The following is a 22,185-nucleotide window of genomic DNA, read 5'->3' as shown; positions in this document are numbered from 1 at the left end:
TCGAGCCTAGGGGTAGCGGGTGGCCTCCCGAGGTCGGTGGTCGGGTCGGGTCCGCGCGCCGGCGACCCGACCACCCCTCTAGCATGAGGGAAGTTGAGTGGAACAGACTCAACTTTGCCGACGTTGAGCCACACGTAAGCCGACCCACGCACGACCCAGGAGCCACCCCCATGTCCCAGTTCGGTGCCGAGAAGTTCACCACCCGCAGCCGTGAGGCCATCGAGGCCGCGCAGCTGTCCGCGACCACGGCCGGCCACAGCACCGTGGAGCCCGTGCACCTGCTCGTCGCGCTGCTGCGCGACCCCGAGGGTGCCGCCCGCACGCTGGTCACCAAGTCGGGCGTCGACGCCGCGCTGCTGGCCGCGCAGGCCGAGGCGGCCCTGACGTCGCTGCCGCGCGCGAGCGGCTCGACCGTCAAGACGCCGACCTCCTCGCCCGCGCTGACGCGGGTGCTGGCCGGCGCCCTCGACCTGGCCGCGAGCCTCAAGGACGACTACGTCGCCACCGAGCACCTGCTCATCGCACTCGCCGGCACCGACTCGGCCGCGCAGCGTCTGCTCACCGACGCGGGCCTGAGCGAGAAGGGCCTGCGCGAGGGGCTGACCGCGGTCCGCGGCAACCGCCGCGTCACCAGCCAGGACGCCGAGTCGACGTACGAGGCGCTGGAGAAGTACTCCGTCGACCTCACCGCCGCGGCCGAGGACGGCAGGCTCGACCCGGTCATCGGCCGCGACCAGGAGATCCGTCGCGTCATCCAGGTGCTGAGTCGTCGTACGAAGAACAACCCCGTGCTCATCGGCGAGCCCGGCGTCGGCAAGACCGCCGTCGTCGAGGGCCTGGCCCAGCGGGTCGTCGACGGCGACGTGCCCGACTCCCTCAAGGGCCGACGGGTGCTCAGCCTCGACCTGGCCGCGATGGTCGCCGGCGCGAAGTACCGCGGCGAGTTCGAGGAGCGGCTCAAGGCCGTGCTCGAGGAGATCAAGGACGCCGGCGGCCAGGTCATCACCTTCATCGACGAGCTGCACACGGTCGTCGGTGCCGGCGCTGGCGGCGACTCCGCGATGGACGCCGGCAACATGCTCAAGCCGATGCTCGCGCGCGGCGAGCTGCACATGATCGGCGCGACGACCCTCGACGAGTACCGCGAGCGCGTCGAGAAGGACCCCGCCCTCGAGCGCCGCTTCCAGCAGGTGTTCGTCGGCGAGCCCTCGGTCGAGGACACCATCCAGATCCTGCGCGGCATCCGCGAGAAGTACGAGGCGCACCACAAGGTCCGCATCACCGACGCCGCGCTCGTCGCGGCCGCGACGCTGTCCGACCGCTACATCACCGGGCGCCAGCTGCCCGACAAGGCGATCGACCTCGTCGACGAGGCGAGCTCGCGCCTGAAGATGGAGATCGAGTCGTCCCCGGAGGAGATCGACCAGCTCCGCCGCCAGGTCGACCGGCTCAAGATGGAGGAGTTCGCGCTCGACCACGAGTCCGACGACGCCTCCGTCGAGCGGCTGGCCGTGCTGCGCGCGGACCTGGCGGACAAGCAGGAGGCGTTGCGCGCGCTCGAGGCCCGCTGGGAGCGCGAGAAGGCGTCGCGCGAGGGCGAGGGTGAGCTGCGCGTGCAGCTCGACCAGCTGCGCGGCGAGGCCGAGCGGCTGCAGCGCGAGGGCGACCTCGGCGCGGCCGCCGAGATCCTCTACGGCCGGATCCCCGCGCTGGAGAAGCAGATCGCCGACGCGGTCTCGACAAGCTCGACCACCGAGGGTGTCTCGACCGACGGCCTCGAGCCGCTCGTGGGCGACAGTGTCGGCGCCGAGCAGATCGCCGAGGTCGTCGAGGCCTGGACCGGCATCCCCACCGGCCGGATGCTCGAGGGCGAGACCGCCAAGCTGCTGCGGATGGAAGAGGTCATCGGCGAGCGGCTGGTGGGCCAGCGCGACGCCGTGATCGCGGTCAGCGACGCCGTACGACGCTCGCGCGCGGGCATCGCCGACCCCGACCGGCCCACGGGCTCGTTCCTGTTCCTCGGCCCGACCGGCACCGGCAAGACCGAGCTCGCCAAGGCACTGGCCGACTTCCTGTTCGACGACGAGCGGGCGATCGTGCGCATCGACATGAGCGAGTACTCCGAGAAGCACTCGGTCTCGCGGCTCGTCGGAGCGCCTCCGGGCTACGTCGGCTACGACGAGGGCGGCCAGCTCACCGAGGCCGTCCGCCGCCGCCCCTACAGCGTGGTGCTGCTCGACGAGGTCGAGAAGGCCCACCCCGAGGTCTTCGACATCCTGCTGCAGGTGCTCGACGACGGTCGGCTCACCGACGGTCAGGGCCGCACGGTCGACTTCCGCAACACGATCCTGATCCTGACCAGCAACCTGGGCTCGTCCTACCTCGTCGACCCCACCCTCGACGCCGACAAGAAGCGCGAGTCGGTGCTGGCCGTGGTGCGTCAGAGCTTCAAGCCCGAGTTCCTCAACCGGCTCGACGAGATCGTCCAGTTCGAGGCGCTGACCCGCGAGGCGCTCACCCACATCGTCGACCTCCAGCTCGCGCTGCTCGAGAAGCGGCTGGCCGTGCGGCGTATCTCGATCGACGTCACCGACGCCGCGAAGCAGTGGCTGGCCGACGTCGGTTACGACCCGGCGTACGGCGCCCGGCCGCTGCGTCGGCTCATCCAGGGCTCCATCGGCGACCCGCTGGCGCGGCTGCTCATCGGCGGCGAGGTCGTCGACGGCGGCCGGGTGCGCGTCGACGTCGCCCCCGAGGGCGGGCTGACGATCACCGCCTGATCACCGCCTGCCCGAGGTTGGGGGGCGCCTGGGACACTGGACGGCGTGAGCGACACAGCACTGCCGCGACCACCCCAGGCGACCTTCCTCGGCGGGGCGGTGCTGGTGTCCTCGGTGATGATCCTGCTGCTCGCGTTCGACCGGACCTCCTCGCTCGGCTCGATCGAGGCCCAGGAGGAGGCGCAGCGCTTCGTCGACACCCAGGGGTCCTGGATCGGGCTGACCGCCGACGGCTGGCAGACCACCCTGCGGATCCTGTGCATCGTGGCCGCCGCCCTGAGCGTCGTGACCGGCTACCTCGGCTGGCGGGTCCTCCAGCGCGACCGGGGTGCGCGGCTCGCGCTCAGCGTGCTCGCGCCGATCGCGCTCCTGGCCGGCTACGCGGTGACCGCGCTGCTGCCCGGGGTCCTCGCGGTCTCCGTCCTGCTGCTGTGGCGGTCGCCGACCAGGGAGTGGTTCGACGGCAAGGTCGCCCCGGTCCCGGACCGCCGGCCCGGCCGCACGGCCCAGCAGCCGCCCGCTGCCCCGTCGTCCCCGCCGGCTCCTCCCGCCGCGCCCGAGGCGCCGGCCCGGGCGGCCGCCATCGCGTCGTACGCACCGCCGCCGCAGGCCGCGTGGCCGCACCCCTACCAGCCCGCGCCCGCGGCCAGGGCCGCGCGACCCGGTGTCGTCACCGGCGCCGCGATCGTCACGGTCGTGAGCTCGGCGATCGTGCTGTCGGTGCTGAGCGTCGTGCTGCTCTTCGTGCTGGGCGACCGGTCGGCCTTCGAGAAGGAGGTCGCCGACGAGCTCGCCTCGCAGCCGGCGTACGGCGACGTCGAGGCCTCGTCGGTGACCGGTGTGCTGATCGGTGCCGTCGTGCTGTGCGTCGTGTGGAGCCTGGCCGCCATCGCGCTCGCGGTGCTCACGGTGCGCGGCAGCAACGGTGCCCGGATCGCCCTGGTGGTGTCCGCGATCGGTGCCGCCCTGGTCAGCCTCGTGGCGGTCCTGGCCGTCTTTCCGGTCGTCGTCACCTGCGCGTGCATCGCCGTCGCGGTGCTCCTGCTGCGCGGCGACGCGGCCGCGTGGTTCGCCGGGCGCAAGCAACCCTGATCAGCGGTCGAGGTCGGCGGCCGTCAGTCGCGCCACGGCCTCGGTGAGCACCTCGCGCCGCTTGCAGAACGCCCATCGCACCAGGTGCCGCCCGGGCCCGTGCGGGTCGTCGTAGAACACCTGGGCGGGGATGGCGACCACGCCGGCGCGCTCGGGCAGGGCCAGGCAGAACGCGAGGCCGTCGTCCCAGCCGAGGTCGCGCACGTCGGAGGTGGCGAAGTAGGTGCCCTGCGGGGTCGTGGTCGGCAGGCCCGCGGCGATGAGCCCGGAGACGAGCAGGTCGCGGCGCTGCTGCAGGTCGTCGCGCAGGGCCAGCGGCCAGCCGGGGTGCTCGGCCAGGGCGACCGCGGCCGCCGGCTGCAGCGGGGCGCCGGAGGTGAAGGTCAGCCACTGCTTGGCCGCGACCACCGCGCTGACGAGGTGGGCCGGCCCGGTCGCCCAGCCGACCTTCCAGCCGGTGAACGAGTAGGACTTCCCGATGCTCGACAGGGTCAGCGTGCGCTCGGCCATGCCCGGCAGCGTCGCGATCGGCACGTGCTCGGACCCCTCGAAGACCAGGTGCTCGTAGACCTCGTCGGTGATGACCGTCAGGTCGTGCTCGATCGCCAGCGCCGCCACCGCCTCGACCTCGGCGCGGGTCAGCACCGTGCCGGTCGGGTTGTGCGGGGTGTTGAGCAGCACGAACCGGGTGCGCGGGGTGACCGCCGCCCGGAGCTCGTCGAGGTCGATGCGGAAGTCGGGCGAGCGCAGGGTGACCGGGCGTCGTACGCCGCCGGCCATCTGCAGCATCGCCGGGTAGGAGTCGTAGTAGGGCTCGAGGACGACGACCTCGTCGCCCGGCTCGACCAGGCCGAGCAGCGCGGCGGCGACGGCCTCGGTGCAGCCGGTGGTGATCGCGACCTGGGTGTCGGGGTCGAGCTCGAGGCCGTAGTGGCGACGCTGGTGGTCGGCCACCGCCCGTCGCAGCGCGGGGACGCCGATGCCGGGGGCGTACTGGTTGGCGCCGCCCTCCAGCGCCGCGACGGCGGCCGCGACGACCTCGGAAGGTCCGTCCTCGTCGGGGAAGCCCTGGCCCAGGTTGACCGAGCCGGTGCGCAGCGCGAGCGCCGACATCTCGGCGAAGACCGTCGGTGGGATGCCGTGCAGGCGGGAGGCGACCATGCTCGCTAGCCTCTCAGGCGTGACCACCACGGACGACTCGCTCGCTGCCGACATCGACGCCACGTGCCGCCTGACGGGGGAGTTCACGCTCCGCTCCGGGCAGGTCTCCGACACCTACTTCGACAAGTACCTCTTCGAGGCCGATCCGCTCCTGCTGGCGCGCGTCGCGCGCGAGATGATCCAGCTCGTCCCCCATGACACCGACCTGCTCGGCGGCCTCGAGATGGGTGGCATCCCGCTGGCCACCTCGGTCTCGGGCATCACCGGCACCCCCGCGCTCTTCGTGCGCAAGGAGGCCAAGACCTACGGCACGGCCAAGCTCGCCGAGGGCCCGTCGTACGACGGCAGGCGGGTCACGTTGATCGAGGACGTCATCACCACCGGCGGCGCCGTGCGCGACGCCACCCGGGCGCTGCGCGAGGGCGGCGCGATCGTCGAGGTCGTCGTGTGCGCGATCGACCGCTCGCCCGAGGGCGAGAACCCGCTGGCCGACGTCGGCCTCGAGGTGCGTGCCGTGCTCACCCGCGCCGACCTCGACGCGGTGGCCCGGGGCTGATCAGGCCTCGACGGTCCCGGGGAACTCGTCGGCGATCGGGTCGGCGACCTGGTGGTCGTCGTGGTGGTCGTCCTGGTGGTGGCGGTGCTTGAACCACTCGTAGACCAGCGGCACCACGGTGAACGCGAGGATCGCGACCGTGACGTAGTCGATGTTGTTGCCGAGCCACGGGAACGCCGCACCGAGGAAGTAGCCGAGCAGCGTGATCGACAGGATCCACAGCACCGCCCCGATCGCGCTCCACACGAAGAAGCGACGGCGCTCCATCTGGGTGACCCCGGCGACGACGGTGATGTAGGTGCGCACGAACGGCACGAACCGGCCGATGACCAGGGCCTTGCTGCCGTGCTTCTCGAAGAAGGCGCTGGTGTTGTCGAAGTACTTCTTCTTCAGGATGCGGCCGTTGCGCTCGTAGAGCGGGGGCCCGAGCTTGCGGCCGATCTCGTAGCCGGCGACGTTGCCTGCGAACGCCGAGACGGTGAGCAGCAGCATCGCGATCACCAGCTCGACGGGCTCGTTGCTGATGCCGAACACCGAGTAGCCGGTGGCGTCGCTGCCGGCGATGAACAGCCCCAGGGCGAAAAGCAGCGTGTCACCCGGCAGGAACGGGAAGAAGAGGCCGCACTCGACGAACACGATGCCGAGCGCGATCCAGATGAACGCCGAGCCGTACTCGTGCTGCAGCCATTCGGGATCGAGCCACTTGATCCCCAGGAGCATCGGGGTCAGCTCGGCCACACCGGGGATCACCACTCCCCAACGGTACCTCCCGTAAGGTGCGGCCGTGGCGGCGACCGACCCTGAGAGCACCCGGGCCGGTGACCCTGAGGTGAGGGCCCCCTACGACCCGATGCCGCACGGACCGGTGGAGGTCGGGGTGGGCCCCTGGTCGGGCTCCTGGCCCAGCGGACCGGGCAGCGAGGTGTACGACGCCGCGCTGCTCGCCGAGGGCGACCGGCGCAACGTCGTCGACCGCTACCGCTACTGGACGATGGACGCGATCCGCGCCGACCTCGACACCCGACGCCACGACTTCCACGTCGCGATCGAGAACTGGCAGCACGACTTCAACATCGGCACCATCGTGCGCACCGCCAACGCGTTCCTGGCCGCCGAGGTCCACATCGTCGGGGAGCGACGCTGGAACCGGCGCGGCGCGATGGTGACCGACCGCTACCAGCACGTGCGCCACCACCCCACGGTCGCCGACCTGGCGGCGTACCTCGACACGCTGGCGGAGCCGACCGCGCTCTGGGGCATCGACAACCTGCCCGGCTCCCAGCCGCTCGAGACGACGGTGCTGCCGCGCCGGACCTGCCTGCTGTTCGGGCAGGAGGGACCGGGCCTCTCCGACGGGGCGCGGGAGGTGTGCGCCGGGACGTTCTCGATCGCGCAGTTCGGCTCGACCCGTTCGATCAACGCCTCGGCCGCCGCCGCGATCGCCATGCACTCGTGGATCCGGGTGCACGCCGACCTCGGCGGCGACGCCTGGCGGGGCTAGTGGCTAGCGGGTTCGACCGTCAGTCGCGGCCGTAGCAGACCAGCTGGCGCTCCTTGCCGAGCACCCAGCCCCACTGGCTCGGCCAGCTCGAGTACGACCCCTCGCCGGCGATGGCGGGGCAGCGCTGGGCCGCGATCTTGAGGAAGCGGCTGCGGGCGGGGTACTTCGAGCCGGAGACCGTCACGGTGCCCTGGGCTCGGTAGTTGTGCGTGGTGCTGCAGGCCGTGAAGTCGACGGCCTTGCTGGTGGCCCGGATGCACCGGGCGAGCCTGGCGGTGTGGGGCGCCGCGCCCAGCGCCGGCGTCTTCGCGGCCGGGAGAGCCAGGAAGGTCTTGACGCCGACCAGCACGACGTCGCAGCGGACCCAGCGGGCACCGGCCTTGATCTCCGCCTTCGTCGGGGCGAAGTAGACGAAGTCGTACGCCGACTGGGCGCGCGCCGAGGCCGAGCTGCCCAGCTCGGTGGCGAGCGCGGGCGCGCAGGCGCGGTAGCCCGCCTTGGCGAGCGTCGTGGCGTCGTGGAACGACGAGCCCGGGAGGTTCTTCACCGCGATGGTGCGCGAGGTGTGCGTGCGCTCGCAGGAGATCCGCGGGTCGGTGTCGCTGGCCTGGCGGCTCTCGACGTAGGTGAGCGAGTGGCAGTCGCCGACCTCGGGCTTGGGAGTCGCGGCGTCAGCCGGCGAGGTGAGGGAGGCGGTGAGCACCGAGCCGGTGACGGCGGCGGCGAGCAGCGCGCCGACGAGGGCGCGCAGGGGGGAGCGGGTCACGAGATGTCCTTGAGATCGGGTGGCTGGTGGTGGGGGCTGGTGGCTAGTTGCTGGTGTAGCCGAAGCAGACGATGCGTCGCTCGCCGCCGACCTGCCAGCCGACCTTGCTCGGCCAGTGGGCGTACCAGTACTTCGTCCCGGCGACGCCGGGGCAGCGGCTGCGGGCGATGCGGTTCAGGTGCCCGCGTCCCGGGTAGTCGTCGCCGGCGACCTTGACGGTCCCGCGGGCGCGGTAGTTGTGGCGCACCGTGCAGGCCGTGATGCGGTAGGCCGTGTCGGTGAGCTGCAGGCACTTGGCCACGCTCGACGGCAGCTTGGCGGTGGTGAGGGCGGGCTCGTCGTCGGTGGGCAGGGCGAGCAGGCTGGTGCCGCCGCGCAGCACGATGTCGCAGCGGATCCAGCGCGCGCCGGCCTTGATCTGGGCCTTGGTGGGGGCGAAGAAGGAGTAGCTGTAGGCCGACATCTCGCGGGTGTTCTCCGAGGCCGAGGTGGCCCGGGCGAAGGCCGGGCTGCAGACCCGCACGCTGGTCGACAGGATCGTGTCGTTGTCGCGGAACGCCGAGGCCTTCACCGTCTTGACGGCGAAGGTGCGCGAGGTGTGCTTACGCTCGCAGGAGGTCCGGGGGTCGGGGTCGGTCACGTACTCCGACTCGGCAAGGGTGAGCGAGTGGCAGTCGCCGACCTCGGGCTGGGGGGTCGCCGCGTCAGCGGGCGAGGTGATCGAGGCGGTGAGCACCGAGCCGGTGACGGCAGCGGCGAGCAGCGCGCCGAGGAGGGCGCGCAGGGGGGAGCGGGTCACGAGATGTCCTTCAGGTCGGTCCGGGATTGAGCGGACCGTAAGTGAGGACCGCCGACCCGCGCAGCCGAACCGCGCGATCGTCGTACGAAGGTGACTGGCGTCTCAGACCTCGCTGCTGCTGAGCCCGACCTGGAGAGCCGCGATCGCGCGCGAGGTGTGGCTCTTGACGGTGCCCGTCGAGATGCGGAGCTCGGCGGCCGTCTCCTCGACCGACAGCCCCAGCCAGTGCCGTAGCACCACCGTCTTGCGCTGCATCACCGGGAGCGCCTGGAGGGCGTCGAACAGCGCGCTGCGCTCCTCGACCGGGAGCTCCGCACGGGCTGCGCCGTCGTGACCGTCGAGCCCCGGCTGCTCGCGCCGCGACGGCCGTCGGTGCTCGTCGATGTCGGTCCGCACGATGATCTGGCGCACGTAGGCCTCCTCGCGCCCGTCTCGGCGCAGTCGCGGCCACGCGACGTACAGCTTGGTGAGCGCGGTCTGCAGGACGTCGTCGGCGCGGTTCCAGTCGCCGCAGACGGCGTACGCGATGCGGCGCAGGTGGGTCTGGCGGGCCGTGACGAACTCGGTGAACTCGGCGTCGCGGGTGGTGCTCATGGGGTCGGCTCCGCTGCGGGCTCGGGCTGGCTCGACGTGCCCCGGGTCGAGGTGACCGAGGAGGAGCAGCTGGCCCCATCGGCCTCGTGGGCCCCGTCGGCCTCGACGTCCTGCCGGCGCTCGGCCACCCAGTCCTCCAGGCTCTCGCCCTCGAGAGGGGAGGCGGTGGAGGTCGTCCAGGAGCCGCAGCCGTCGGTCAGCCTGACGAAGGTCAGCAGCGCCCAGGTGGGCTCGCCGTCGACGCTGAGCTCGACCGCGGCCGAGTGGTCGGGCGCGGTCCAGTCGAGCGGGTTGTCGATCGTGCGCTCGATGGTGACGCCGGCAGCGTGGTGCAGGCGTCCGTGGCTGTCGAGGTCGACGTCGGCTCCCAGGTCGCCCGAGCGCCCGTGACGCTCCGAGACCGAGCCGGTCGTCGAGGAGGAGGTGCCCGCCGTCGTGGTGAAGAGCTCGAGGCACTCCTCGGGAATGTCCTCGATCCCCGGCACGGACGTCGATGCGTAGGTGGGGACCTCGGTGGGACCGAGCGACAGCTCGCTCCCGTAGGCAGGGGGCTGCTCCTCGGTGCCCGGCGAGGGCGCGTGAGTGGCAGGACCCGTCGTGCTCGTCGAGGCTGATCCGGAGCCGCTCGAGGACGACGAGTCGTCCCAGCTCATGGACCAGTCCGAGTCGGGGACGAGGTCCTGGCAGTCCGTGGCACCGGGGTTCGGGGACCTCGAGGCCGCCGGGTCGGTGCCGGCAGAGGGCTGCGACCCCCCGGCCAGGAGCGCGACGGACGTCGTCATCACCCCCACGACCGCCACCCCGGCCACGCCGGACGCGATCCGGCGCAGCAGCAGCCGACGCCGCCCGCCGGCCAGCGCCTGGTCGAGCGGTCGATGGGCCGGGCCGTCGCCGAAGGAGGAGTCGAGCAGGTCCCGGAGGCCGTCAGACGGGGGAGTGTCGTTCACACCTGGTCTACGGTCCCTGCGGCCCCGGGGTTGTCATGCCGTCGGAGAATCGTCAGCAGGTGGAGCATCAGCAGCTCGCTCACGGCCTCGCGCGCCGGCAGGTCGACGAGCTCGTAGGCACGCCCGACCAGACCGCGCGGGCTGAGCGTGACGCTGAGCTCGACCTCGGTGCCCTCGTGGTGGGGGCGGGCGCGGACCTCGAGGGTCACCCGCCCCGGGGAGCGCACCTGCGCCACCAGCACCAGGTGTCGGGTCGCCCGGTCGGCGTCGGTGACCTTCCAGAACCCGACCTCGTCGCCGGCCGCCAGCAGCGGGCGGCCGGGCGGCTCGCGGCGCAGCGCGGGGCCGAGCGCCAGGCGGTCGATCCAGCGGCGTACGACGAGGGGTGCGGCGTCGACGTACCACCGGTGTCCGCTCCGGCCGCTGGCGACGACGTCCCACGTCGCGGCGGGGCCGAGCGGGACGACGGCGGAGCGTCGCGAGGTGTGCAGGGTCCGGGCGCGGCGCATGCCGCGAGGCTACGCGGGGCTGATCGACCGGCGCCGATGTCGGCGGATGCGATTAAGGTTTCGGGCATGCCTATCGCGACCCCCGAGAAGTACGCCGAGATGCTCGATGCCGCCAAGGGCGCCGCCTACGCGTTCCCGGCCATCAACGTGTCGTCCTCGCAGACGCTCAACGCGGCCCTGGCGGGCTTCGCCGAGGCTGGCAGCGACGGCATCATCCAGGTCTCCACCGGCGGCGCCGACTACCTCTCCGGCCCGCAGGTCAAGAACATGGTCAGCGGCTCGGTCGCCTTCGCGGCGTACGCCGCCGAGGTCGCCAAGAACTACCCCGTCAACATCGCCCTGCACACCGACCACTGCCCCCAGGACAAGCTCGACGGCTTCGTCCGCCCCCTGCTCGACCTGTCGATCGAGCGGGTCAAGGCCGGCCAGGCGCCGCTCTTCCAGTCCCACATGTGGGACGGCTCCGCGGTCCCCCTCGACGACAACCTCGCGATCGCGGCCGAGCTGCTCGAGAAGTGCATCGCCGCCAAGATCATCCTCGAGATCGAGGTCGGGGTCGTCGGCGGCGAGGAGGACGGCGTCGAGGCCGAGATCAACGACAAGCTCTACTCCACGCCCGAGGACGCGATCGCCACCGCCAAGGCGCTGGGCTACGGCGAGCAGGGCTACTACATGACCGCGCTCACCTTCGGCAACGTGCACGGCGTCTACAAGCCCGGCAACGTCAAGCTGCGGCCCTCGGTCCTGCGGGACGCGCAGGCCGCGGTCGTCCAGGAGTTCGGGCTCGACGAGGGCAGCAAGCCGTTCCACCTCGTCTTCCACGGCGGCTCGGGCTCCTCGCCCGAGGAGATCGCCGAGGCACTCGACTACGGCGTGGTCAAGATGAACGTCGACACCGACACCCAGTACGCCTTCACCCGCCCGGTCGCCGGCCACATGCTCGCCAACTACGACGGCGTGCTCAAGATCGACGGCGAGGTCGGCAACAAGAAGGTCTACGACCCCCGTGCCTGGGGCAAGGCCGCCGAGGCCGGCATGGCCGCGCGCGTCGTCGAGGCGTGCGAGCACCTGCGCTCCTCGGGCAAGTCGCTGGGCTGAGCGGGCGGGCTGCGCGGGCGGGGCGGACCGGCCGCGAGGGGCCCGTCATAGTGGAGGCATGAGCTCCTTCAACGACCTGATGGCCGGCCCCCCGCCGACCCACCTGCCCCCCGACCCCGCCTCCGACGCCCTGTCCTCCGGCACCTCGCCGGTCGACGCCGTGCGCGCCTTCCCCGCCTCCCCGGTCGCCTGGGCCGCGCTCGCCTCGGAGTCGGTCGCGGCCGAGGCCGACGCCGTCGTCATCTACGCCTACTCCCGCGTCGGCTACCACCGCTCCCTCGACCTCCTGCGCCGCAACGGCTGGAAGGGCCACGGCCCCGTCCCGTGGGAGCACGAGGGCAACCGCGGCTTCCTGGTCTGCCTCTCCCTGCTCGCCAAGGCCGCCCGCGCCATCGGGGAGGACGAGGAGTGGGTGCGCTGCTCCGAGTTCCTGCGCGACGCCAGCCCCACGGCGTACGCCGAGCTGCTGGCCTGACGTCTAGTGGCGGCGGGCCGGGCATGTTACTGACCGTTCGGACTGCTTCCATGCGCTTCAACGCGCATGCCAGAAGTCCGAACGGTCAGTAACAATCCAGCTTCGGCAAGCCCCACCGCAGCACCCCCACGCGGCCGTCCACAGGCGCGGGGCCGCCTGGTTTGTCCGGCGTACGGCGACGGGACCGTCGTTGGCATGTTCGCACCCCTCGCCCAGCAGCTCGCTGCCCAAGGGGGACTGGTCCAGCGCGCCCAGGTCCTCGACACCGGCCTGACTCCGTCTCGCATCACGGCCCTGGTGAAGGACGAGTCGCTCGTCATCCTGCGCCGCGGGGTGTACGCCGACGGCGAGCTGTGGCGATCGCTCGACGAGTTCCGCGGTCGTCCCCTCCTGCGCATCCGCGCGGCGCTGCTCCAGCTCGATCGCGCCTGGGTGCTCAGCCACGACTCGTCGGCGTTCGAGCTCGAGATGCCGCTGATCCGGCCGGCGGAGAGTCTGGTGCACGTCACCCGTCCCGGATTCACCAGCGCGTGGACCCGCGCCGGCGTCTCGCACCATTACGCCCGCTTCCAGTCCGGTCAGGTCGTGACGAGCCGCGAGGGCTTCCGTCACCTCGACGTGGCTCGGACGGCGGTCGACATCGCTCGCCAGCACGGCGAGCTCCCCGGGCTCGTCGCCTGCGACTGGGCACTGAGGCAGGGCGTCGCCCGCAGCGCACTGCTCGAGGCGTGCCTGTCCATGACCTACTGGCCGGGCATCGTCACGGTCCGCTCGGTCATCGGTCGCGCCGACGGTCGCGCCGAGAGCCTGGCCGAGACCTTGGGCCGCGACCTGGTCGAGGAGCTCGGCGTGGGTCCGGTCGACGTCCAGTTCCCGCTGCGACTCGAGGGCCGCGTCCGGTGGTGCGACCTGCGCGTCGGCAACCACGTGTTCGAGGTGCAGGGCAAGATCAAGTACCAGACGGCTGCCGAGGGCGGTGTCGCGCAGCGGCCGGTCGCCGAGGTCGTCTGGGACGAGAAGAAGCGGTCCCGGCTCATCCGAGCCGAGGACCTGGGTCTGTCCGAGCTCCTCTACGAGGACTTCTGGGGTGACCGCCGCTCCGAGGCTCTTCGCCGACTGCGCACCGAGTACGCCGCCACCGAGAGGCGCCACGGCGCGGACCTGCACCCGCGACTCGCTGCCGAGGCCGCACGGATCCGGCTGGAGCAGGGATGGCGGGACCGGGCGTGAGCGGGGCTGGCTCTGAGTCGAGGGGAACTTGGAACCGGGGTTGTTACTGACCGTTCGGACTGCTTCCATGCGCTTCAACGCGCATGCCAGAAGTCCGAACGGTCAGTAACAAGCCTGCCGACCCAGGCCGATCAGCGAGTCTCGCGCCGCAGGTGCGGGAACAGGATGGTCTCGCGGATGCCGACGCCGGTGAAGAACATGATCATCCGGTCCATGCCGAGGCCGAGGCCGCCCATGGGCGGGGCGCCGTACTCGAGGGCGCGCAGGAAGTCCTCGTCGACCTGCATCGCCTCGGCGTCGCCGCCGGCGGCCAGGAGGGACTGCGCCTCGAGCACCGAGCGCTGGATGACCGGGTCGACGAGCTCGGAGAAGGCGGTGCCGCGCTCGACGCCGCCGATGATGAGGTCCCAGGCCTCGATCAGGCCGGGCTTGGAGCGGTGGGGGCGGGCCAGCGGCTGGGCCGAGGGCGGGTAGTCGCACAGGAACGTCGGCTGGATCAGGGTCGGCTCGACGAGCTCGGAGAGCAGCTCGAGGACGAGCTTCTCGGCGTCCCAGGCGGGGTCGACCTCGACCGAGTGCTCGGCCGCCAGCGCCCGCAGCTCGTCGGCGGACGTCGACGGCGTGACCTCGCGGCCCACCGCGGCCGACACCCCGTCGTAGACCGGGAGCCACGCCCACTCGGCGTCGAGGTCGATGGTCCCGTGCTCGGTCTCGACCCGGCGCGAGCCGATGGCGTCGGCGGCGGCGAGGAACATGTCGCGCATCAAGGTGGCCATCGTGTGCTGGTCGCCGTAGGCCTCGTAGACCTCGAGCATGGTGAACTCGGGGGAGTGCGAGGAGTCGGCGCCCTCGTTGCGGAAGATCCGGCCCAGCTCGAAGACGCGGTCGACGCCACCGACGACCGCCTTCTTGAGGTTGAGCTCGAGCGCGATCCGCAGGGTCATGTCCTGGTCGAACGCGTTGTGGTGGGTGTGGAACGGCCGGGCGTTGGCGCCGCCGTGGACCAGCTGGAGCACGGGGGTCTCGATCTCGAGGAAGCCCTGCCGCTCGAGCGTGGTGCGTACGGCGCGGGTGATCGCCGAGCGCAGCCGCACCATGTCACGCGCCTCCTGGCGCACGATCAGGTCGGCGTACCGCTGGCGGACGCGCGCCTCCTCCGACAGGTCCTTGTGCAGCACCGGCAGCGGCCGCAGCGCCTTGGACGCCATCTGCCACGACGACGCCATCACCGACAGCTCGCCGCGGCGCGAGGAGATGACGCGCCCCTCGACGAAGACGTGGTCGCCGAGGTCGACGGTGCGCTTCCAGGCCTCGAGCGCCTCCTCGCCCACCTCGGCCAGCGAGAGCATCACCTGCAGGCGGGTCCCGATGCCCTCCTGCAGCGTGGCGAAGCAGAGCTTGCCGGTGTTGCGCACGAACATGACGCGCCCGGCGACGCCCACGACGTCCTGGGTCTCCTCGCCGGTCTCGAGGTTGGCCCAGCGGCTGCGGACCTCGGCCAGCGTGTGGGTGCGGGGTACGGCGACGGGGTAGGCCTCGAGGCCGTCGGCGAGCAGCCGCTCGCGCTTCTCGCGGCGCACGGCCTCCTGCGACAGGTCGTCGTCGGCCGTGGTGTCGGCCGGGGCAGCGGGGTCGTCACTCATGGCGCCACGCTATCGAGACCGCGCTAGTGGGATACCGGCAGCACCATCGAGTACGCCGCCCGCTGCAGTCGCCAGGACCGGTGCCGCTCGGGACCGTAGAGCTCGCCGTCGGCGCTGATCCAGAACTCCTCGCCGGTGACGGTGACCGACCGGCCGTGCAGGTAGTCGACCTCGGCGTGCTCGGGGTGCGTGCCCATCGCGAGGCGGGCGGCGTACCGCAGGCGTGCGACGGGGCCGGTCGCGCGCGAGACCATCACGTCGAGCCGGCCGTCGTCGGGCTCGGCGTCGGGGATCAGCTCGGTGCCGCCGCCGACCGACGAGCCGTTGCCGACGGCGACCTGGAGGACCTGGGTGTCGAGGTCGGTGACGACCTTGCCGTCGACCTCGACGCGCAGCCGGATGACCGGCGGGTTGTAGGCGGTGATGGCGGCACCGATGGGGTATCCGAGCTTGCCGAGGTTGACCTTGCCGACGCCGACCTTGTGCAGCCGCCCCTTCCACCGGTGGGCCCGCCGGCTGGCGGCGGCACCGGCGCCGACGTGGACGTTGTTGACCACGATCTGGCCGACCTCGTCGACGATGAGGTCCATCGGTCGCGGGGTGCCGTCGACGATGACCTGGGCGGCGGCCTCGACGTCGAGCGGGAGGCCGAGGTTGCGGGCGAAGTCGTTGCCGGTGCCGAGGGGGAGCAGGGCCAGCACGTTGCGGCCGAGGTCGTTGCGCCGGTGCAGCGCCGAGATGACCGCGTGCAGGGACCCGTCGCCGCCGGCGATCACGATGGTGCGCGAGCCGGCGCGGTGCAGGACCCCGTCGAGCTCACCCGGCTCCGACGTCGCCTCGACCTCGACCGAGGTGTGCGGTCGCAGCACCGCCAGGGCCCGTTCGAGATTCTCCTCGTCGTGGGTGCCGGCGCCGGAGTTGGTGATCACGAGGAGGGGGTCCACGCACGCAACGTAACTCACGGCCCGTGACCCGGCTTTGGTAACGTACCGACGCAAGAGCCCCGGTGCTGTTGCCCGGGGTTCCTTCCGTTTTCTCACAGCTTGGGAGTTGGCACATGCCCGCGATCGCCATCATCGGTGCCCAATGGGGCGACGAGGGCAAGGGCAAGGCGACCGACCTGCTCGGCAGCCGCGTCGACCACGTCGTGAAGTTCAACGGCGGCAACAACGCCGGCCACACCGTGGTGATCGGTGACGAGAAGTACGCCCTGCACCTGCTGCCGAGCGGCATCCTGTCGCCCAACGTCACCCCCGTCATCGGCAACGGCGTCGTCATCGACGTCGAGGTGCTGTTCGAGGAGCTCGACGCCCTCACCGCCCGCGGGGTCGACGTGAGCCGGCTCAAGGTCAGCGCCAACGCCCACGTCATCCCGAGCTACAACAAGGCCGTCGACAAGGTGACCGAGCGGTTCCTCGGCTCGCGTCGCCTCGGCACCACCGGACGCGGCATCGGGCCGACGTACGCCGACAAGATGAACCGCATCGGCATCCGGGTCCAGGACCTCTTCGACGAGAGCATCCTGCGCAAGAAGGTCGAGGGCGCCCTCGACCTCAAGGGCCAGGTGCTGACCAAGATCTACAACCGCCGCGCGCCCGAGATCGAGGAGATCGTCCAGGAGCTCCTCGCCTACGCCGAGCGCCTCGCGCCCATGGTGTGCGACACCGGTCTGTTCCTCAACCAGCGCCTCGACGCCGGCGAGACCGTGCTGCTGGAGGCCGGTCAGGCGACGCTGCTCGACGTCGACCACGGCACCTACCCGTTCGTGACGTCGAGCTCGTGCACGGCCGCCGGGGCCTGCACCGGCTCCGGCATCCCGCCGATGCGCCTCGACCAGGTCATCGCGATCGTCAAGGCCTACACGACCCGTGTCGGCGAGGGCCCGTTCCCGACCGAGCTGTTCGACGACGCCGGCGAGCACCTGCGCAAGACCGGCGCCGAGTACGGCACCACCACCGGCCGTCCGCGCCGCTGCGGCTGGTACGACGCCGTCATCGCCCGCTACGCCGCGCGGGTCAACGGCGTCACCGACTTCGTGCTCACCAAGCTCGACGTGCTCACCGGCCTCGAGCAGGTCCCCGTGTGCGTGGCCTACGACGTCGGCGGCGTGCGCCACGACGAGATGCCGGTCAACCAGAGCGACTTCCACCACGCCGTCCCGATCTACGACTACCTCCCCGGCTGGTGGGAGGACATCTCCGAGTGCCGCACCTTCGAGGAGCTGCCCGCCAACGCCCGGGCCTACGTCGAGGCCGTCGAGGCCATGTCGGGCGCGCGGATCTCCGTCGTCGGGGTCGGCCCGTCCCGCGCCGCCACCATCGTGCGGCACGAGCTGCTCTGACGGCTGCGACGGCGGCCCGGCCGGCTGCCCGACCGGGCACGCCGGCCGGGCTCAGAGCTTGGTGTTGGTCACCGGGCCCAGCGGGATGATGCTGGTGTTGCGCTTGCCCTGCAGGACCGTCGAGCGGCGCCACTTCTCGTCGGGCGTGAAGGCGCGTCCGTCGCTCAGGTAGACCTTGTCGACGAAGGGCGTGAAGTCCTCGCGGCGGGCTCCGAGCACGACGATGTCGTCGAACCCGTCGCCGTCGACGTCGCTCACGGTGACGTCGCTGGGGGTGATCGGCAGCTGGTCGAAGCTGTCGGAGTCGTCGTACCAGGGTGTCTGGTCGAACGTCGTGCCGTTCCACGACCAGACGTTGACCTTGCGGGCGTCGGCGGTCGTCCCCGCGATCTCGTCGGCACCGTCTCCGTCGAAGTCGCCGGCCACCACGGTGCCCACCGCGAAGCCGGCCGCGTCGACCGTCGTCGGCTCGCCCGTGACGGTGAACGCCGCGGATCCGTCGGACTTCAGCAGGATGGCCTGCGGGCTGTTGTCGGTGGCCCGGCCGAAGGTGACGCGGACGAGGTCGTTGGTGCCGTCGTCGTCGGCGTCGACCACGAGGAGCGTGCCGCCCTCGGTCTCGCCGGCGTCGCCGGAGAACCAGGTCTTGGTCGCGGCGAAGGCGCCCTTGCCGTCACCGAGGGCCACGTCGACCTGCGACCTGGACGCGCTCAGCGGGGTGAACACGATCAGGTCGAGGTTGCCGTCGCCCGAGACGTCGCCGAGGACGACGGGGTAGTCGAGCGCCGAGGTCAGGTCGCGGTTGGCGGGCGTCTTCAGCGGCGAGATCGGGGCGCCCTTGATCGAGGTGATGGCCGAGAACCGGGGCGGCTCGCCGGAGATGCGCACCACGTCGAGCCGGCCGTTGTTGTCGACGTCGCCCAGGACGGCGGAGGTGCCGGAGAGGTTGCCGCGCCGCTTGATCTCGCCGAACTTCGCGCCGGTGGACGGCAGCGTCTGCAGGCCGTCGAAGGTCAGGAACGACAGGTCGCCCTTGCCGTCGCCGTCGATGTCGCCGGCGACCGGTCCGGAGGTGTCGGGGACGATCGGCTCGCCCGGATCGGTCGACTCCGTCGGCTGGGTCGGGTCGGGGGGCCCGGTCGGGTCGGGGACGCCGGAGGAGCTCGGGTCGCTCTGGCTGGTGGGGGCAGCAGGGTTGCTCGGGTCGGCCTGGGGCTCGTCGTCGTCGCCGGAGCTCACCGCGACCGCGACCCCCACGCCGATCACCAGCAGCAGGGCGACCGCCGCCGCCACCAGGACCAGCGGCTTCCTGCTGGAGCCCTTACCGCCACCCGGGGAACCCGGCCCACCCGGGCCACCCGGGCCGTACGGCGGGGCCGGGGGGAAGCTCGCCGACTGGTACGCCGGCGGTGGGGGCCCGGTCGGCGCCATCGTCGGCGCCGCGTGGCCGGGCGGCGGGCCGGCCGGTACCGGCGGGGCAGGGGGCGAGGACGGCGAGGCGGGCGAGGACAGGATGCCGGCGAACGATCGCAGGTCGTCGCGCAGCGCGGACGCCGACTCGTAGCGCTCGGCGGGGTCCTTGGCCAGGGCCCGCGACAGGATCTGGTTGAGCCGCCGGGTCGCGTCGTCGCTGCCGGGGAGCTGCGGCACGGGCCCGTCCAGGTGGGCCATCGCGACCTCGACGTCGGTCCCGGCGTACGGCGGGCGGCCGGTGACGGTCTCGTGAAGCAGGCACCCGACGGCGTAGACGTCGGCCGACTCCGAGCCGGGCTGTCCCTGGAGGCGCTCGGGGGCGAGGTAGTTCCAGGCGCCGGCGGCCGAGGCGGGCTCGGTCGCGGCGCTGCCCTCGGTGGGCCCGACCCCGAAGTCGCAGACCAGCACGTGGATCCGGTCGAGCCGGTCGTCGCGCAGCAGCACGTTGCTGGGCTTGAGGTTGCGGTGCACGACGCCGGCGCGGTGGGCGTCGCGCAGGGCCTCGGCCACCTGGGAGGCGGCCTGGGCGGCGAGCGGCAGCGGCATGGGTCCCAGGCGGCCCACCAGCGCGCCCAGGTCGCCGCCGGCGGCGTACTGGGTGGCGATGAACGGCAGGCCGTCCTGGACACCGTGGTCGAAGACCTGGACGACGTGGGGCGACTCGAGCCGGGCCAGGGTGGCGGCCTCGCGCTGGAAGCGGTCGACGAACTCGGGCGACGCCGCGAGCGACCCGACGACCACCTTGAGGGCGACCTGGCGCCCGAGGCGCTGGTCGGTCGCGAGGTAGAGCACGCCGGTGCGACCCGTCGCGATGACGGAGTCGATGCGGTAGGGCCCGAAGTCGGAACCGGGGGCAGGGGGCGGGGCGGTGGGGGTCACCATCGTGCGTCCTCCAGGATCTCGAAGCGTTGGGTGTCTGCGTTGTCTCGGGCGGCGAAGCGTCGGTCCCAGGCCAGCCAGCGGCTGCTGGTGAAGGTGGCGCCGTTGGCCACGGCGACCTGGACCCGGGCCGTGCCCCCGGTCTTCTGCAGGCCGAAGGCGACGACGTCGTCGCGGCGGTCGCCGTTGACGTCGCTCATCGAGAACGCGACCGGGGCCGTGTTGATGTAGCGGACGCTGCCGGCGTTGCCGTCGGTGGTGATCGTGCCGTCGGTGAGGTCGAACACCTCGAGCACGACGAGGCGGAGGTCGGCGTCGAGGACGACGAGCTCGTCGTCGCCGCTGGCGTCGACGTCGCCGGCGAGCAGGGACAGGTTGCCGGAGGCGGAGGACACCGACGAGCTGACCGGCTCGGCGAACCCGCCCTCGCCGTCGCCGAGCCGGATGTCGACCACCCCGTCGTAGCCGTTGTCGGGCGTGTCGCTCAGCACCAGCGTCGCGAGGTCGACCTTGTCGTCGCCGTCGAAGTCGCCGGCGCGGACCCAGAGGTACTGCGGGTCGTCGTCGAGCGTCAGCCGCTCCTCCTGGGGGCCGAACGTGGTGCCGTCGAACGTGCGGGTCGACAGCACGATCCTCTTGTCCACCAGCTCGAGGTGGAGCAGGTCGTCGTCGCCGTCGCCGTCGAGGTCGGCCAGGGCGTCGTTGCCGCTGGCGGCGCCCGTGGTGTCGAGCTCGGTGTCGACCTCGCCACCGCCGCTGAGGGAGGCGGTGACGGCGGTCGGGCCCTTGCCCTGCGGCTGCCGGAAGGTCAGGACGTCCTCGGTGTCGTCGTCGTCGAGGTCGCCGCGCAGCCGCCAGGTCGGCAGTCCCTTGCGCGGGCCGAGCTCGACGGTGTCCTCGCCGACGAACTCCGTCCTGTCCGACCGCCACGTCGTGCTCAGCAGGGTGCTGCCGTCGGCCGGGTCGTAGTCGAAGCTCAGGTCGCCGAGCCCGTCGCCGTCGAGGTCGCCGGTGATGGGTCCCGTGAGGTCGGCACCCGGGGAGGGCGTGCCGGTCGGGTCGGTGGTCCCGGACGACGGCGCAGCGTCCGTCGGGCCGGCCGTGGGGCTCGGGTCCGGCTCGTCGCCGCCCCGGGTGAGCGCGAAGGCCGTCGCGCCCCCACCGAGCAGGACGAGGGCGGCGACCGCGGCGACCACGAGGCGGCCGCGGCCCCGGCGGTCCCCGGCCGGTCCGGTGGGTGGGCCGGTGGGTGTCGGCTGGGCGGGTGGGTACGACGGGGGGCGCCACGTGGGCGGCACGCTCGGCTTACCGGACGGGGCGGGGGTCGACGGGGGTCGTACGCCGGTGTGGGGCAGGACGGTCGGGTCGTCGAGCACGACGGGCAGGCTCGTGCCGGAGCCGGGCAGGTCGGCGGCGGCGAGCAGCGCGAGCCGGAAGGCGGCGGCGTCGGGATAGCGGTCGGCGGGGTCCTTGGCCATGCCCCGGCGCAGGATCTCGTTGACGGCCGCCACGAGGGTCGAGTCGCCAGGGAGCTGGGGCACGGGGTCGCGCTGGTGGGCCAGGGCGATGGCGACGTCGGTGCCGCGGTAGGGCGGGTGCCCGGTCAGGCAGGCCCAGAGCAGGCAGCCGAGGGCGTAGAGGTCGGAGGAGGTCGTGGCCGGGACCCCGCGGCCGTTCTCGGGGGCCAGGTAGCTCCACGTGCCGGCGACGGCGCCGACCGCGGTCAGGCCGTCGGTTCCGGTGCGGGCGATGCCGAAGTCGCAGAGGTAGACGTGGGGCTCGTCGGCCTCGCGGTCGCGCACCAGCACGTTGGTCGGCTTGACGTCGCGGTGCACGACGCCGACCCGGTGGGCGTCGTCGAGCGCGTCGGCGACCTGGGCGCACACCCGCAGCGCGTCGGCGGGGGTCATCGGACCGCGGTCGTGCAGGAGGGCCCCGAGGTCGCCGCCGGCGACGTACTGCGTGGCGATGTAGGGGCAGTCGTCCTGGGTGCCGTAGTCGTAGATCGCGATGACGTGGGACGAGGCGAGGCGGGCGAGGGTCGCTGCCTCGCGCTCGAACCGGGCCCGGAACTCGTCGGTGCCGCCGAGGTCGGCGGCCACCACCTTGAGCGCGACGCGGCGCCCGAGACCGGTGTCGGTGGCGCCGAGGACGACGCCCATGCCGCCGCGCCCGATCACGTCGTCGATGCGGTAGCGGCCGAAGACCTGACCGACCTGGGGGAGCGCCATGGCTGGTCCCTTCCCCGCCGGGTGCGTTTCGACTCCCCGGACGGGGCCGATCGCGGCACATTGTGCCCCAGCGTGTCCCGGGGTGCCTCGGCGTGACCCGGCGACGTCGC

The 22,185-nt window shown here is 72.4% G+C and carries 19 protein-coding genes; 8 read left to right on the top strand and 11 right to left on the bottom strand.

Annotated elements, in window-relative coordinates:
• The first annotated feature begins 170 nt into the window (after positions 1–170).
• Positions 171–2,780 carry an ATP-dependent chaperone ClpB gene (gene clpB / locus FJQ56_RS07530; RefSeq protein WP_140008581.1) on the top strand — a complete coding sequence of 870 codons (2,610 nt, stop codon included), beginning with the start codon at positions 171–173 and terminating at the stop codon, positions 2,778–2,780.
• Between the two features lie 45 nt (positions 2,781–2,825).
• Positions 2,826–3,872, top strand: coding sequence for a hypothetical protein (locus tag FJQ56_RS07525; RefSeq protein WP_140008579.1), 1,047 nt, complete (start codon positions 2,826–2,828; stop codon positions 3,870–3,872).
• On the opposite strand, the gene FJQ56_RS07520 is transcribed toward FJQ56_RS07525, so the two are convergent.
• The gene (locus FJQ56_RS07520) at positions 3,873–5,033 is read right to left on the bottom strand and encodes a pyridoxal phosphate-dependent aminotransferase (RefSeq protein WP_140008577.1); all 1,161 of its coding nucleotides are present in this window, start codon (positions 5,031–5,033) and stop codon (positions 3,873–3,875) included. It lies immediately after the preceding gene.
• A gap of 19 nt (positions 5,034–5,052) precedes the next feature.
• Between FJQ56_RS07520 and pyrE the strand changes: the two genes are divergently transcribed.
• Positions 5,053–5,589 carry an orotate phosphoribosyltransferase gene (gene pyrE, locus FJQ56_RS07515; protein ID WP_246084026.1) on the top strand — a complete coding sequence of 179 codons (537 nt, stop codon included), beginning with the start codon at positions 5,053–5,055 and terminating at the stop codon, positions 5,587–5,589.
• On the opposite strand, the gene FJQ56_RS07510 is transcribed toward pyrE, so the two are convergent.
• Positions 5,590–6,342: a DedA family protein gene (locus tag FJQ56_RS07510; protein ID WP_246084025.1), complete on the bottom strand. Its 753-nt coding sequence runs from the start codon at positions 6,340–6,342 to the stop codon at positions 5,590–5,592.
• Between the two features lie 97 nt (positions 6,343–6,439).
• On the opposite strand from FJQ56_RS07510, the gene FJQ56_RS07505 reads away from it, so the two are divergent.
• Entirely contained in the window at positions 6,440–7,090 is a 651-nt protein-coding gene (locus FJQ56_RS07505) for a TrmH family RNA methyltransferase (RefSeq protein ID WP_140009752.1), read from the top strand.
• Positions 7,091–7,109: 19 nt separating this feature from the next.
• Here the strand turns inward: FJQ56_RS07505 and FJQ56_RS07500 are convergent, their stop codons facing one another.
• The 5 genes from FJQ56_RS07500 to FJQ56_RS07480 form a co-directional block, all read right to left on the bottom strand.
• Positions 7,110–7,856, bottom strand: a complete 747-nt coding sequence (locus tag FJQ56_RS07500; protein ID WP_140008573.1) for a septum formation family protein — start codon at positions 7,854–7,856, stop codon at positions 7,110–7,112.
• A 43-nt stretch (positions 7,857–7,899) separates the two neighbouring features.
• On the bottom strand, positions 7,900–8,655 hold the full coding sequence (locus FJQ56_RS07495; RefSeq protein ID WP_140008571.1) for a septum formation family protein: 756 nt from the start codon (positions 8,653–8,655) through the stop codon (positions 7,900–7,902).
• A gap of 102 nt (positions 8,656–8,757) precedes the next feature.
• Positions 8,758–9,249: a SigE family RNA polymerase sigma factor gene (locus FJQ56_RS07490; protein ID WP_140008569.1), complete on the bottom strand. Its 492-nt coding sequence runs from the start codon at positions 9,247–9,249 to the stop codon at positions 8,758–8,760.
• Positions 9,246–10,196 (bottom strand): hypothetical protein, encoded by a 951-nt coding sequence (locus tag FJQ56_RS07485; RefSeq protein WP_140008567.1) that lies wholly within the window; start codon positions 10,194–10,196, stop codon positions 9,246–9,248. Before FJQ56_RS07485 ends, FJQ56_RS07490 begins: the two co-directional genes overlap by 4 nt.
• The gene (locus FJQ56_RS07480) at positions 10,193–10,705 is read right to left on the bottom strand and encodes a DUF2867 domain-containing protein (protein ID WP_140008565.1); all 513 of its coding nucleotides are present in this window, start codon (positions 10,703–10,705) and stop codon (positions 10,193–10,195) included. The genes FJQ56_RS07485 and FJQ56_RS07480 overlap by 4 nt, the downstream gene beginning before the upstream one ends.
• 66 nt (positions 10,706–10,771) lie before the next feature.
• On the opposite strand from FJQ56_RS07480, the gene fbaA reads away from it, so the two are divergent.
• From fbaA to FJQ56_RS07465, 3 genes are all read left to right on the top strand, one after another.
• Positions 10,772–11,803, top strand: a complete 1,032-nt coding sequence (gene fbaA / locus FJQ56_RS07475; RefSeq protein WP_140008563.1) for a class II fructose-bisphosphate aldolase — start codon at positions 10,772–10,774, stop codon at positions 11,801–11,803.
• A 58-nt stretch (positions 11,804–11,861) separates the two neighbouring features.
• A complete protein-coding gene (locus FJQ56_RS07470; RefSeq protein WP_140008561.1) occupies positions 11,862–12,278 on the top strand; it encodes a DUF3151 domain-containing protein in 417 nt (138 codons plus the stop codon).
• A gap of 195 nt (positions 12,279–12,473) precedes the next feature.
• Positions 12,474–13,508, top strand: coding sequence for a type IV toxin-antitoxin system AbiEi family antitoxin domain-containing protein (locus tag FJQ56_RS07465; RefSeq protein ID WP_140008559.1), 1,035 nt, complete (start codon positions 12,474–12,476; stop codon positions 13,506–13,508).
• Positions 13,509–13,639: 131 nt separating this feature from the next.
• Here the strand turns inward: FJQ56_RS07465 and lysS are convergent, their stop codons facing one another.
• Both lysS and FJQ56_RS07455 read right to left on the bottom strand, forming a co-directional pair.
• Positions 13,640–15,151, bottom strand: a complete 1,512-nt coding sequence (gene lysS, locus FJQ56_RS07460; RefSeq protein WP_140008557.1) for a lysine--tRNA ligase — start codon at positions 15,149–15,151, stop codon at positions 13,640–13,642.
• 23 nt (positions 15,152–15,174) lie between these two features.
• Positions 15,175–16,095, bottom strand: a complete 921-nt coding sequence (locus FJQ56_RS07455; RefSeq protein ID WP_246084024.1) for a diacylglycerol/lipid kinase family protein — start codon at positions 16,093–16,095, stop codon at positions 15,175–15,177.
• Positions 16,096–16,208: 113 nt separating this feature from the next.
• Between FJQ56_RS07455 and FJQ56_RS07450 the strand changes: the two genes are divergently transcribed.
• A complete protein-coding gene (locus FJQ56_RS07450; protein ID WP_140008555.1) occupies positions 16,209–17,492 on the top strand; it encodes an adenylosuccinate synthase in 1,284 nt (427 codons plus the stop codon).
• 51 nt (positions 17,493–17,543) lie between these two features.
• Here FJQ56_RS07450 and FJQ56_RS07445 read toward each other — a convergent pair whose 3' ends face one another.
• Positions 17,544–19,847, bottom strand: coding sequence for a protein kinase domain-containing protein (locus FJQ56_RS07445; protein WP_140008553.1), 2,304 nt, complete (start codon positions 19,845–19,847; stop codon positions 17,544–17,546).
• Positions 19,841–22,075, bottom strand: a complete 2,235-nt coding sequence (locus tag FJQ56_RS07440; protein WP_140008551.1) for a serine/threonine-protein kinase — start codon at positions 22,073–22,075, stop codon at positions 19,841–19,843. Before FJQ56_RS07440 ends, FJQ56_RS07445 begins: the two co-directional genes overlap by 7 nt.
• Positions 22,076–22,185: the final 110 nt, after the last annotated feature.

Source organism: Nocardioides plantarum (assembly GCF_006346395.1).
Classification (GTDB): Bacteria; Actinomycetota; Actinomycetes; order Propionibacteriales; family Nocardioidaceae; genus Nocardioides; species Nocardioides plantarum.
The sequence above is the reverse complement of the archived record's forward strand: the minus strand, read 5'-3'. Positions and strand labels throughout refer to the sequence as shown.